Below are 13299 nucleotides of genomic sequence, written 5' to 3'. Positions count from 1 at the left end.
ATGAAATAAAATATAATAATATAGATAAAAATAAAGATAACCAAATTAATGATAATAGTATTGTATTAAATCCAATAAGAAAAAATTTATATGGTAATATGGAAACATATATATTGTCTTTTACAAAAAATGTAGAAATAGGTAATAAAAAAGCAATAATTATTTTAGACCTTAAATATATGGAACTATATAAATACCTAAAAGAGACTTATTTAGGGGATAGAGGCCATGTATTTATAATTGACTCTAATAATAATATAATATATAGTGAAAACATTGAAAAAGCAAATGTAAATAAAGAAAAAATAATAGATAGAATAAGCCAAATGAAGGTAGGGTATGATAAGAAATTCAATATCATATATTTTGCCAAAAACATTGAAAGTACTAATTGGAAAATTGTTGGTATATATTCTGGAGAAAAAATAACTTTATTAAAAACTAAAGTTTTAGAAATAATAAGTTTTACCATAATAATAACAATGTTGATAATGTTCTTTTTAATAAGAAAAATTTCAGAAAAAATAACATATACAATAAAGGAATTACAAAATTACATGTTAAATATGGATACAAAACTTGAAAAGATAACCCTAGAAGGAGAATCATTTTATGAAATTGAAGTTTTAAAAAATGAAATAAATAAAATGATTGAAAAGATAAATTCGCTTAAAAGTTATGAGATAAAAGCATTGTATAGTCAAATAAATCCCCATTTTTTATATAATACATTAGATATAATAATATGGTCCATAGAATTTGAAGATAATGATAAAGCAGTTGAAATAACGAAAAATTTAGCAGATTTTTTTAGAATTTCACTAAGTAATGGAGAAAATTTAATAAGTCTAGAAAAAGAATTAAAACATGTTAAAATATACTTAGATATACAAAAAGAAAGATATCAAAATAAATTGACATATAATATTGAAGTAAAAGATGAAGAATTACTTGGTAAATTAGTTCCAAAAATAATATTGCAGCCTATTGTTGAAAATGCTCTTTATCATGGTATAAGAAATATTAATTATAAAGGAATAGTAGATATAAAAGTATATAAATATAATGAAGATATAATAATAGAAGTTTATGATAATGGTGTAGGAATAGAGAATACTAAAGAAAATAAACTAAAACTAGGTGGTGTCGGTATGAAAAATATTGATAGTAGAATTAAACATTATCTAGGAGATAATTATGGATTAATTGTAGATAAAAACATTGAAAAAGGAACTAAAATAATAGTTAAATTAAAAGAAATAGAGGTAAAAAAATGAGTAAAGTAATTGAATATTCAAATAAAAATGATATAGATAATTTATTAGAAGAAACTTTAAAGTCTGGATTAACCATAGTTGATTTTTATGCTAATTGGTGTGGTGCATGTATGGAATTATTACCTATACTAGATGAATTATCTAATGAAGTAGAAGATAAAATAATTAAAGCAAATGTTGATAGTTATATGTATTTAGCAGAATTTTATGGTGTTAGAAGTATACCCACAATGGTTATTTTCAAAGATTCTAAACCTGTTGAAACAATAGTAGGAGCAAAATCAAAAGAAAATTTAAAAGAAATTTTAGATAAATTAAGATAGGAGAAAATAAAAATGGATCATGTTAAAAATTTAGAAAATTTAAAAGGAAATACTAAAATGTTAGTTGAAAATATACCAGATACTATGGCAGCATTTTCCAATTTGACTAGTAAAGTATATGAAGGTAAAATATTAAGTTTAAAACAAAAAGAATTAATTGTAATGGGTATAGCAGTTGCAGTTAGATGTGAAGGTTGTATAGAATCTCATGCTAAAAATTGTGTTAGCGCAGGAGTTACTCGTGAAGAATTTGCAGAAGCAATTTCATTAGCCATAATGATGGGTGGAGGACCATCTGTTGTTTATGGTGGTAAGGCTATGGAAGCATTTGAACAATTTTTGTTAAATAAGTAAACCCTTTTTATTTATATAATTTCACAAACAAAGCTTAGATAATATATTTATCTTGCTTTGTTTTTTAACAATTAAAATGAAAAAAACAAAGAGAGGAGGAATCCTTGTAAACTATATTGTAGATATTTTGTATACAAGGATAGTATGTTAAATTTTACTTTTTACATACAATAAAATATATGGATATGAAAGAAAAAATGAAATGGTTTAAAAGAATATTGAAAAATAAAAAAAATGTAACTTTAGGATTAATTATTAGTATTTTAATATCAGGTAATACAGTATTAGCAGCTCCTGGGCAAGGACTAGGTGGAGAAGGAAATACTTTTGCTGGTAGAGATTCAATCGTATTAGGTGGAACTAATAATAGTACAAAAGGAGATAGATCTGGGGCATTGGGTGGAAATAGAAATGTTGCTAATGGAGATAATTCTGTAATATTAGGTGGATCTGGAAATAAAACTGAAGCTAATGCTGAAAATACTGCAATATTAGGAGGATTTAATAATACTGCTCAAGGAATTAAATCGGTTGTAGTAGGAGGACATGAAAATATTGCAAGAGGAGAAGATTCTGTTGTAATAGGTGGTGGAAATAGAAATGAAGGTAATGTTACTGAGGGGCATAATTCTGTTATAATAGGTGGAGCAAAAAATAAAATATCTATTAAAGGTGAAAATTCAGTTTTAATAGGTGGTGAAAATAGTACAGTTTCTGGTAAAAATAGTATTTCTATAGGTTCAGAAAATAAAATAGATCAAGATAATGTGTATGTAATAGGTTCAAAAGTAGATGCAACTGGAGTAAAAAACGCTATTGTATTAGGTAATGGTTCAAAGGCAGAAACTGATGCAATTTCAATAGGAAGTATTGGAAATGAAAGACAAATTAAACATGTTAAAACAGGAGTAGATAATACTGATGCAGTTAATGTTTTACAATTAAAAACTTTAGAAAATTTTGTATCTAATAATTTTGTTAAAATAGATGGAAGCAATATAAATAATACTAAATCTTGGGCTGGAATATTAAGTAAAGATGCAAATATAGACATACCAACAGATAATTTAGTAACAGATAGACAAGTAAAAAGATATGTAGATGATAAAGTACAACGTTTGGATGCAGAGAATAGCAAATTAAGTGGAGGAATAGCAACATCTATAGCTATTGCCAGTGTACCACAAGTAAGTGGAAATCATTTAGTATCTGTGGGTGTAGGTGGAGCATATTATAATAAAACAGGAGGATTTGCATTAGGATTAAGTGGAACTATACCATCAAGAAGAATAGTTTATAAATTAGGTGCAGGAATAGATACCAAAAAAACATTTGCAGTATCGGCTGGACTAAATATAAACTTTGTGCCAAATAAAGTTGAAAATTCTAAAGTAGTAGTAAAAGAAATTGTAAAAGTAGATGAAGAATCTAAAAATGAAATAGAAAATTTAAAAAATGAATTAAAAGAATTAAAAAGTTTAGTAAAAAAATCTATTAAGTTTACTGTGAAAGATTTTGATATAGATAAATATAATATAAAAGAAATACATGAAAATAAACTAAAAGATATAGTTGAATTTTTAAATAATAATTATGATAAAACAAATATTGAAATTATAGGTTACACAGATAGAACACATACAGAACAATATAATTTAGATTTAGGTTTAAAAAGAGCAATTTCTGTTAAAGATAAACTAATAGAATTTGGATTAAATAAAAATATTGATATTACGATAAAATCAAAAGGATTTAATGAAATAAATGATGGAGATTCAAGTGAATTAAGAAGAGTAGAAGTTCTAATAAATAATTTCGATATATATAATTAATAGATATAATAAATAATAAAAACGGCTTAATATAAAATAAGTCGTTTTTTTGTATAGTAAGTATTGACTTGAAACCGTTTGCAAGGTATACTCAAAATATATATTACCCAAAGGAAAGGAGAAGTATGTATAGTCGTATGACAATATATACAAGAAAGTATGAAAAGAATTCTAAAAAATAAAAAAGCTTATTTTTTAATAGCATTGATATTTATAAGCATTTTTTTAGCATTATTTAAATTAAAAAATAAACAAAGTGATTCTGAAATAGTTTTAGTACCGGAAGCCAATAAAACTAAAATAATTATACATTATCAAAACCCTGTTGATAAGGAATGGGATTTATGGATTTGGGCTAAGGGATTTGATGGTAGGGCTTATGAATTTGATGCTAGTGATAAATTTGGACAAGTGGCTAATATAACATTAGATGGAGAATATGAAAGTGTTGGGTATATAGTTAGAAAATCTGATTGGAGTCAAAAAGATGTTCCAGAAGATAGATATATAGATATAAAAAATGGAATAGCACAAATTTGGCTTAAGACTAATGATGCTAATACATATTATGAAAATCCTGATAATAGACCTGAATCATTTGATAAATTAACTGCAAAGGTTTATTATAACAGATTAGATAAAGATTATGAAAATTGGAAAATTTTAGTTAATGATAAAGTCTTTGATTTTAAAAAAGATGAATTTGGAGCAGTATCTAATATTGAAGTTACAGGAACTGATATAAAGGAAATAAATTTTTTAATATTTAAAGGAACGAAAGATAATATGGAACAAAAAGATACAAGTGTTAGAAAAATAGAAAAGTTTAATAATGCTGGCGAAAGTACAGTCTATGTTGTAGCAGGAATAGAAAAACCATATGCTTCAAGAGAAGAAGCATTGGAGAAAAGGGAAATAATGTCAGCAAAAATAGATACATTAAATAGTTTGACAATTAAAACTAATAAACCATTTAATTTAAACGAGATAACAAAAAATGATATTAGTGTTAATAATATGGAAGCTGAGAGTATAAATATAGTTAATGGAACTAGGGAGCAAACTGATAAAATTGAAGTGATTTTTACAGATAAATTTGATTTAACAAATAAAAATAATGTTCATTTTAAAGATTTTGGAACAAAAGAAATTGTTATAGGTAAGGTTTTACAAACAGAAGAATTTGATAAATTATTTGCAACTGATGAAGAATTGGGGCCAATTTATAGTAAAGAAAAAACAGTATTTAAAGTATGGGCTCCGACTGCTAAAAATTTAAATTTATTAGTTTTTAACGGTAATAAAAAAGAAACTATATCAATGAAAAAAAATAAAAAAGGAGTTTATTCAGTAACATTAAAAGGAGATAAATTAGGTCTAGAATACTTATATGAAGTTCATTTGGCTGACAAGATTAATGTTACAGTTGACCCATATGCTAAATCAACTACTATAAATGGTGGACATTCAGTAGTAGTTAATCCTTTGAAATTAGATTCTAAGTTTATAAAAACTAATACTCCTATAATATATGAATTAAATATTAGAGATGTATCAAGTTATAAAGATTCTGGAATTAAAAATAGAGGTAAATTTTTAGGATTGACTGAAAAAAATACCAAAACTTCTAAGGGTCAAATTACAGGACTTGATTATATAAAATCATTAGGTGTAACTTATTTACAATTAATGCCTATTTATGATTTTAGTGAAAAATCTGTTGATGAAAAAGATCAATTCAGTAAATATAATTGGGGATATGACCCTGTAAACTATAATACAGTAGAAGGTAGTTATAGTACAAATCCTAATGACCCTAATAATAGAATTATAGAGTTACAAAAATTAGTTAAGGTACTGCACGAAAATAATTTAGGTGTAATAATGGATGTAGTATATAATCATGTGTTTAGTGCCAGAGAACATGCATTTGATTTAATAGTACCAGGTTACTTTTTCAGAATAGATGAAAACGGTAATTTAACTAATGGAACAGGTGTTGGAAATGATATAGCCAGCGAACGGAAAATGGCTAGAAAATATATAGTTGACAGTCTAAAATATTGGATGAATACATACAAAATAGATGGATTTAGATTTGATTTAATGGGAATATTAGATATTAATACTATGAAAGAAGTTTATACTGAACTTAAAAAGATAAATCCAAATGTTTTATTACTTGGTGAAGGTTGGAATATGGGAACATTAGATCTTGATTTAAGAGCCAATCAACATAATGCAAATAAAATCCCTGAAATTGCCTTTTTCAATGATGACATTAGAAATAGTGTTAAGGGCTCAACATTTGGCGTAATAGGACAAGGTTTTGTAAGTGGAAAAGAAGGGCTTGAAAAATATGTTGTAAAAAATATTAAAGGTGGAAAAGGTATTAAAACATATACTAAACCTGGACAATTAATACAATATGTTGAAGCACATGATAATTTAACATTATGGGATCAGTTGAAAAAAACTAATGGAGCAGATGATGATAAAATTTTAGTTAAAAGACATCAATTAGCGACAACTATAATAATGTTATCTAATGGAATACCATTTATACATGCAGGTCAAGAATATTTAAGAACAAAAAATGGGGATGAAAATTCATATAAATCGCCTGATAGTGTGAATATGATGGATTGGAATAGAGCATTAGAAAATAAAGAAAATGTTAATTATGTAAAAGAATTAATAGCAATAAGAAAGAAATATAGTAATTTTAATATGCAAGATTTTGAAACTATTGATAAAAACTTTAAAGTTTTAAAAGATGAAGATTTTATTATAGCATATACTTTAAATGGAAATGATTTCATTTATGTAATTTATAATGCGAATAAAGAATCTAAGGAAATAAATATACCAAATGGGCAATATACCGTTTTAGTTAAAGATGGTAAAGCAAATTCAAAAGGTATAGAAAATATAAAGATAAGTGATGGAAAAATTAAAATTAATGGAATTAGTTCATTAGTATTAGTTGTTAAAAAATAAATAAAAAAATAAAAAGATGACTTCATTTCTAAATTTGGTCATCTTTTTATATATTAAAACTATGTAATATAGTTAAGATAGCTTTCGCTATTAATTTACGTTATTCAATTGTCTTTGGCCATTTAAAAATATAAGTAAAATAATAATTTGTCCTCCTTATTATCAAATATAATGTTTTTGATATTCTTATTTTTCTTATTTTTTAAAATTTTTGAAACAGGTATTACCTTTTCAATATTCTTTAATAATTCGCTTTTATCAAACAAATAGTTTTCTTTCATAATATCTAAAACCATATAGCTAGTAGGTTTTTTGTAGCAAACTATTATAGAATTACTGATTTTCATGAACCTCCTTTCTTATTAGATTTATAAATTCATGCACTCGTCTAGAAACGTTGTAATTGTGATTGTATATAACTCTTCTTTCCCTAATTTCATAGGTATTAATTGTTTTTGGATTTTTCTTAGAAAATATAAAAGATAAATCATCTTTTAAATTATCATAAGATAATATGTGTTTATAAGAAGAGGTCCAAGATGTTTTGTTTATTTTTTTCGAAGATTTCATTAAAAATACACTAGTGTGAGTATTTTTTGTATCTTGGAATATACTTAAGTTTGCATTAAAAAAAATTTTAAATTTTTGTTTTCTAAAAAGAATAGAAACGATTTTAAAAAGAAAATTAAATTCTTCCTTTTCTAAGTCAGATATGTATATATCTATTCTTTTAAGTTTTTTAATTTTTAATATAAATTTTATTTCAGACATTAAGATTTTATTTTCATTGATTTTTTTGATGTGAGATAGTTTTACTTTATTTATCGATGTGATATCTGTTTTTAAATTTTTTCTTGCATTATAAAAAAAATTGTCATATCTGATTTTACTTACTTTTGGATTATCTAAAAAGTAACTATCAAAAATAAGATTGAACTTATCTACGTCAGATAGTACATAAAAATTTTTGAATTGAAAAATTTTAGTCTTTGTTTTACTAACTTTGACTTGTGTAACGTTGTTATAATAAGTTTCAATAAAATTTTTTAGAAAATTTAAATTATTAAAAAATAAATAATTAAAATCATCTATTCTATAAAATATTCTACGTTTAGATAATTCCTTTTGTATATAAATATATAAGTGTTTAGATGTAATACCTAAAAATGTTATATTAGTAATTATATCTATGTGTGTAAAGTCATTTATATCAAATCTTATATTATTTAATATAGGATTTAGGCATTTTTTATAAATTGTATTCATAATAAATTATATTTTATAAAAAGTATGAAAAATAATAAAAACTCTTATTATAACAAAAAAAATAGCCAAAATATATTAAAAAAAATATTATATTTATTGACCATTTTCACATTTTGAAAAATAAGGCTTTAACTTATATCGTTATAAACTTCTTTTAAAGTTTTCTCATCTTTAAAAGATATTTCAATTTTTTTGTCATCTTTTTTTATTATTTCTAAACATTTAGCATCTAGATTAAATTTTATTTTTTTAATTTCTGATTTTGTTATAGTTTTATTTTTATAAATTAATATTTTTTTGCTAAATTTAATCCAAGACCAAGTTCTTATATTATTTGCCGTACTTAAAGCAATAATAGATAAGCTTATAGATAAAATATTAAAATTTTTAATATTTAATATTAGAAGAAATATTGCTACAATGTATAAAAATATTGCTAAAATAAAGTAATAATTACCTAGTTTTATTTCTTTAATCATATTAGAATCTTTAATGATTTCACTTTGAATAAAAATATCAAAAAAACTAGGAAGTATTAAAATTAAAATCAATAATATAGTTGTAAATTTATCAACATAAAAAGCCTTTTTAAAAACCCATATTGCTAATAGTGTTTGGAATATAAAAAGAAATATTGATATATAATAATCTTTTTTCATAAAAACTCCTTGTGTATTTAATTTCATATTCAAATTATATCATAGAACAAAGAAATAATTAAAGAAATTTTTATTTAATATCATTAAGAAATGGCATTTTATATAAATTTATGATAAAATATTACTAGATTCTAAAGTTTTAAAAACTGGGGGTATATAATGAAACTTAAAACACTTGATGACATAAAAAAAATAGAAAAGGCAAATCAAATTATAGCAAGAATATATCGTGATATTATACCACCATATATAAAAGAGGGTATAAGCACATGGGAGTTAGATAAAATTTGTGAAGACTACATTTTATCTTGCGGTGCTACTAGTGGAACTAAGGGTTATGATATAGGATGGCCATACCCACCTTACCCAGCATCTACTTGTATTTCAGTTAATGAAGAAGTAGTGCATGCTATACCAAGTAAAGATAAGATACTTAAAAATGGGGACATAGTTAGTTTAGATATAGTTACTAATCTAGATGGTTATTTTGGTGATAGTGCTTACACTTTTGGTGTGGGTAAAATAGATTCTATTTCTAAAAAATTAATAGATGTAACTAAAAAAGCAAGAGATTTGGGTATAGAACAAGCAATAGCTGGGAATAGATTGGGCGATATAGGTTATGCTATACAATGTTATGTTGAAAAAAATGGCTTTTCAGTAGTAAGAGATTTTAGCGGACATGGTGTAGGTTTTGAACTACACGAAGATCCCTATGTTCTTAATTATGGAAAAAAGGGAACAGGTGAACTTATACAAAATGGTTTAGTTATAGCAATAGAACCCATGGTTAATTTAGGTTCACATAAAGTAAAAATACAAAAAGATATGTGGACGGTTAAAACAGTGGATAGAAAAAGATCAGCTCATTTTGAGCATAGTATAGCCGTGGTAGATGGGAGACCTATCATACTATCAGAATTTTAATAATCAAGGTGCTTTGTGGCACCTTTTGTAGCATGAAAATCATATTATGATAAAATATGACAAAAAAACGAGGTGTAAAAATGTTAAAAAAATTTAAAAAAATATTTGTTTATATGTTGTTTTCTACATCAATTTTAGCGAGTACAAATTTATCAGGCACAAAAAAAGAAATAAGAGATGATTATGTATCGGCTTTTGATGTATCAAAATACTTTATAAAAAAGGCATCATATAATGCCAATTTGGAGATAACTCCAAAAATATCTGAAAATATGTTTGATAGACTTATAAAATCATTAGATCCATCTAAAATGTTTTTTACAGAAGATGATTTAGAGCCTTATTTACAAGTAAGATCAATTTATGGTGAATTAAAAACAGAGTATGCATTATATTTTGGTGATAAAATAATAGATCTATATTTTCAAAAACTAAAAAGCAAATATGACTATGCAATAAATTTAGTAGAGAAATATGATTTTAATTTTAATACTAAGCAAGTTTATGATTTAGATAGAGAAGAAGATGAATTTGAAAAAAATGAAAAAGCACTTAATAAATTATGGGAAAAAAGAGTATTAAACGACGTAATAAGATTAAAATTAAATGGAAATAGTAAAAAGAAAATTCAAGATATATTAGTAAAAAGATATAAGGCTAGTAGAAATAATGTGCTTAAATTATCTGATGAAGAGAAAAAACAAATAATTATAAACTCATATACAGAAGAATTTGATCCACATAATTCTTGGATAGGTCCTGATTTATCAAAAGACTTTGAAATAGCTAATAGTTTATCTTTAATTGGTATGGGAGTTAGTATACAACAAAGAGGAGAAGGAAGTTTCATTACTAATATAATAAAAGGAAGTCCTGCTGATAAATCAAAAGCATTTTTCCCTGGAGATCAATTTATTTATGTTGGTCAAGGAGATGATGGAGAATTAGTTGATGTAAGTACATACAGAGTAAGAGATTTAACAAAACTTATTAGAGGAGAAGTAGGTTCAGTAGTAAGAATAGGTGTAAGAAGAGATGAAGATTCTCCTATAAGAATTATTCGTTTAGTAAGAGATAGAATAAAACAAGAAGATGAAGAAATAAGTACAAAAACAATAAAAATAGGTAATAAAAAAGTTGGGTATATAGAAATACCTGGATTTTATTCTAAAGATGCAGTTTCAAACGAAGGAAAAGATGCATCAGAAGATTTAAAAAATGCAATAAATAAATTTAATAAAGAAAATGCTCAATCATTAGTAATAGATTTAAGACATAATGGTGGTGGGTCTTTAGCAGAAGTTATTAAAATGGTAGGTTATTTTATAGGAGATAAGGTAGTAGTTCAAGTTAAAGATGCAAACAATAATATAAAAAGATATAAAGCAGATACTAATGTAATATGGAATAAACCAGTAGTAGTTATGATAAACAGGGGTTCTGCATCAGCATCAGAAATTTTTGCAGGGGCAATTAAAGACTATAATAGAGGAGTAATAGTGGGTTCAAATTCTTGGGGTAAAGGAAGTGTTCAAAGTGTTAGACCTTTATTATTCCCAGGAGATGATGGAACATATAATTTAGGATTATTCAAATATACTATACAAATGTTCTTTAGACCTGATGGAGCATCTACACAAATAAAAGGAGTTAGCCCAGATATAGAATTTCCAACTAATAAAATAGTTCAAGAAACTGGAGAATTTAAATACAAAAATGCATTAAAATGGGAAAAAATACCAAGTGCAATAGAAAGTAAGTATAATTTAGGGCTTAGTGTAGCAAAATTAAAAAAATTACATGAAAATCGTATTAAGAATTCTAAAAAATGGAAGTTATTAGTAGAAGAAACAGAATTTGCATCTAAGCATTTTAATCCAAAAGAAATAACTCTTAATATAACTGAAAGAAAAAAAGAAAGAGAATTTAAGAAAAATAAACAAGAATATTTCAAGAAAAGATCAAAAGAATTAGGAATACCTGATGCAACAGTATTTTCACTTGATAATGGTTTACGTGCAAATGAAGAAAGCATAAAAGATCAACTAAAAAGAGAAGAAGAATTAAAAAAATATATAGATGCAGAAACATATGAAGCAGCAGAAATATCATTAGATCTTGTAAAATAAGAAGGGACAAAATATGAATGATAAAAAAGGAGAAAGTGTGAACAATAAAATTGGAATAGTTTTTATAAACGGTGCAGGACTTAATAGTTCAATATGGAATGACTTAAAACAGAGAATTGATAATCCAATTTTATGTATTGACTTCCCAAATAGAAAATCAAATGACAAACAAAATTTAAAACTGACTTTTGATGATTATTTGAATAAAACAATAGTAGAAATAAAAAAATGGGAAAATAACGATTTCATTATTGTAGCCCATTCTATTGGAGCTTGCATTGGATTAAAAGTTGCTGAACAATTCAAAAAAGAATTAAAAGGATTTGTTGCTATCGGTTCAGTTATTCCTAAAAGTGGACAATCATTTGTGTCTTCATTACCATTTCCTCAAAAGTTATTATTCCCAATTTTATTGTCGTTATTTGGGACAAAACCACCTAAAAAATCAATAGAAACGGAACTTTGTAATGATTTGACACCTGAAATAACTTCAAAAATTGTAAATGAATTTACACCAGAAGCCAAAGCTCTTTATACAACAAAAATCATATTTGACTTACCAGAAACAAAGCGTTTGTATGTTAAATTGATTAATGACAAATCAATATCGATTGATTTGCAAAACAAAATGGCTAAAAATTTAAATGCAACAAAAATAGAAAATATAGATAGTGGACATTTACCAATGATAAGTAAAACAAAAGAATTAGCGACAATTTTATCAGATTTTACAAGTGAAATTGAATAGAAAGAAAAAGAGACAAACTGTTAAGTTGTGTATAAGAAGCAATAGTAGTTAAGTGATTGAATAAAAGTTAGGGAATTTTAATTGACAATGGTATATACACAACCGTTGTAAATCATTGTAAAACATACATACAGGAAATATAATAATACCATTAAGTTATTCTGTGTTTTTAAAAGGACAAGAAAAAATATATTATGGAGTCTTATCTGGAGAATTAGATTATGATTGAAATAGAGAATTTAAAATTCTATTATAAAACTTATGAGAAAAAAACAGGCTTTATGTCTACAATTCATGATTTCTTTAAAAGAAAATATATAAAAAAACAAGCTTTAAATATAGATGAATTAAATATAAAAGAAGGCGAAATTGTAGGCATATTAGGGCCTAATGGTGCAGGAAAAACCACTTTAATTAAAATTCTTTCGGGTATATTGGAAGAAAAAAGTGGAAAAGTAATTTGTGATAATTTTAGACCGTATAATAAGAATAAAGAATTTCTTAAAAATATAGGTGTAGTTATGGGGCAAAAAAGTCAATTAATATGGGATTTACCTAGTATCGAAACTCTTAAATTATTAAAAGAAATATATAATATTTCAAAAGAAGATTTTGATACTAGGTTAGATTATTTTATTGAATTATTTAATTTAAAAGAAAAAATAAATGTTCCTGTAAGAAAATTATCATTAGGGGAAAGAAGAAAATTTGAGATAATTTGTTCTTTGATACATAATCCTAAAATTTTATTCTTAGATGAACCGACTATAGGTTTAGATATTTT

The 13299-nt window shown here is 24.8% G+C and carries 12 protein-coding genes; 9 read left to right on the top strand and 3 right to left on the bottom strand.

Going from position 1 to position 13299, the window contains the following annotated elements:
- The 5 genes from AWT72_RS05980 to pulA form a co-directional block, all read left to right on the top strand.
- On the top strand, positions 1–1277 hold a 1277-nt coding region (locus tag AWT72_RS05980), incomplete at its 5' end, for a sensor histidine kinase (protein WP_067142309.1).
- Positions 1274–1600: a thioredoxin family protein gene (locus tag AWT72_RS05975; protein ID WP_067142306.1), complete on the top strand. Its 327-nt coding sequence runs from the start codon at positions 1274–1276 to the stop codon at positions 1598–1600. The genes AWT72_RS05980 and AWT72_RS05975, both read left to right, overlap by 4 nt.
- Positions 1601–1612: 12 nt before the next feature.
- The gene (locus AWT72_RS05970; RefSeq protein ID WP_067142303.1) at positions 1613–1954 is read left to right on the top strand and encodes a carboxymuconolactone decarboxylase family protein; all 342 of its coding nucleotides are present in this window, start codon (positions 1613–1615) and stop codon (positions 1952–1954) included.
- A gap of 179 nt (positions 1955–2133) precedes the next feature.
- On the top strand, positions 2134–3786 hold the full coding sequence (locus AWT72_RS05965; protein WP_067142300.1) for an OmpA family protein: 1653 nt from the start codon (positions 2134–2136) through the stop codon (positions 3784–3786).
- Positions 3787–3945: 159 nt separating this feature from the next.
- The gene (pulA, locus tag AWT72_RS05960; RefSeq protein ID WP_067142297.1) at positions 3946–6786 is read left to right on the top strand and encodes a type I pullulanase; all 2841 of its coding nucleotides are present in this window, start codon (positions 3946–3948) and stop codon (positions 6784–6786) included.
- Positions 6787–6908: 122 nt separating this feature from the next.
- Here pulA and AWT72_RS05955 read toward each other — a convergent pair whose 3' ends face one another.
- From AWT72_RS05955 to AWT72_RS05945, 3 genes are all read right to left on the bottom strand, one after another.
- A complete protein-coding gene (locus AWT72_RS05955; protein WP_067142294.1) occupies positions 6909–7133 on the bottom strand; it encodes a hypothetical protein in 225 nt (74 codons plus the stop codon).
- Positions 7120–8052 carry a hypothetical protein gene (locus AWT72_RS05950; RefSeq protein WP_067142291.1) on the bottom strand — a complete coding sequence of 311 codons (933 nt, stop codon included), beginning with the start codon at positions 8050–8052 and terminating at the stop codon, positions 7120–7122. Before AWT72_RS05950 ends, AWT72_RS05955 begins: the two co-directional genes overlap by 14 nt.
- A 128-nt stretch (positions 8053–8180) precedes the next feature.
- Complete coding sequence (locus tag AWT72_RS05945; protein ID WP_067142288.1) at positions 8181–8711, bottom strand: hypothetical protein; 531 nt, start codon at positions 8709–8711, stop codon at positions 8181–8183.
- 156 nt (positions 8712–8867) lie between these two features.
- Between AWT72_RS05945 and map the strand changes: the two genes are divergently transcribed.
- The 4 genes from map to AWT72_RS05925 all read left to right on the top strand — a co-directional run.
- Entirely contained in the window at positions 8868–9638 is a 771-nt protein-coding gene (gene map, locus AWT72_RS05940) for a type I methionyl aminopeptidase (RefSeq protein WP_197407620.1), read from the top strand.
- A gap of 80 nt (positions 9639–9718) precedes the next feature.
- A complete protein-coding gene (locus AWT72_RS05935; protein WP_067142282.1) occupies positions 9719–11767 on the top strand; it encodes a carboxy terminal-processing peptidase in 2049 nt (682 codons plus the stop codon).
- Positions 11768–11780: 13 nt separating this feature from the next.
- Positions 11781–12515, top strand: coding sequence for an alpha/beta fold hydrolase (locus tag AWT72_RS05930; RefSeq protein WP_067142279.1), 735 nt, complete (start codon positions 11781–11783; stop codon positions 12513–12515).
- Positions 12516–12736: 221 nt separating this feature from the next.
- Positions 12737–13299: ATP-binding cassette domain-containing protein (locus AWT72_RS05925; protein ID WP_156413094.1), on the top strand; the 563-nt coding region annotated here is incomplete at its 3' end.

This window comes from Oceanivirga salmonicida, assembly GCF_001517915.1.
GTDB classification, from domain to species: domain Bacteria; phylum Fusobacteriota; class Fusobacteriia; order Fusobacteriales; family Leptotrichiaceae; genus Oceanivirga; species Oceanivirga salmonicida.
The sequence above is the reverse complement of the archived record's forward strand: the minus strand, read 5'-3'. Positions and strand labels throughout refer to the sequence as shown.

Bases quoted from the DNA above. Each gene is read 5' to 3' on its own strand.
- AWT72_RS05975 (WP_067142306.1), top strand. From the start codon at position 1,274: ATGAGTAAAGTAATTGAATATTCAAATAAAAATGATATAGATAATTTA.
- AWT72_RS05970 (WP_067142303.1), top strand. From the start codon at position 1,613: ATGGATCATGTTAAAAATTTAGAAAATTTAAAAGGAAATACTAAAATG.
- AWT72_RS05965 (WP_067142300.1), top strand. From the start codon at position 2,134: ATGGATATGAAAGAAAAAATGAAATGGTTTAAAAGAATATTGAAAAAT.
- pulA (WP_067142297.1), top strand. From the start codon at position 3,946: ATGAAAAGAATTCTAAAAAATAAAAAAGCTTATTTTTTAATAGCATTG.
- AWT72_RS05955 (WP_067142294.1), bottom strand. From the start codon at position 7,133: ATGAAAATCAGTAATTCTATAATAGTTTGCTACAAAAAACCTACTAGC.
- AWT72_RS05950 (WP_067142291.1), bottom strand. From the start codon at position 8,052: ATGAATACAATTTATAAAAAATGCCTAAATCCTATATTAAATAATATA.
- AWT72_RS05945 (WP_067142288.1), bottom strand. From the start codon at position 8,711: ATGAAAAAAGATTATTATATATCAATATTTCTTTTTATATTCCAAACA.
- AWT72_RS05935 (WP_067142282.1), top strand. From the start codon at position 9,719: ATGTTAAAAAAATTTAAAAAAATATTTGTTTATATGTTGTTTTCTACA.
- AWT72_RS05930 (WP_067142279.1), top strand. From the start codon at position 11,781: ATGAATGATAAAAAAGGAGAAAGTGTGAACAATAAAATTGGAATAGTT.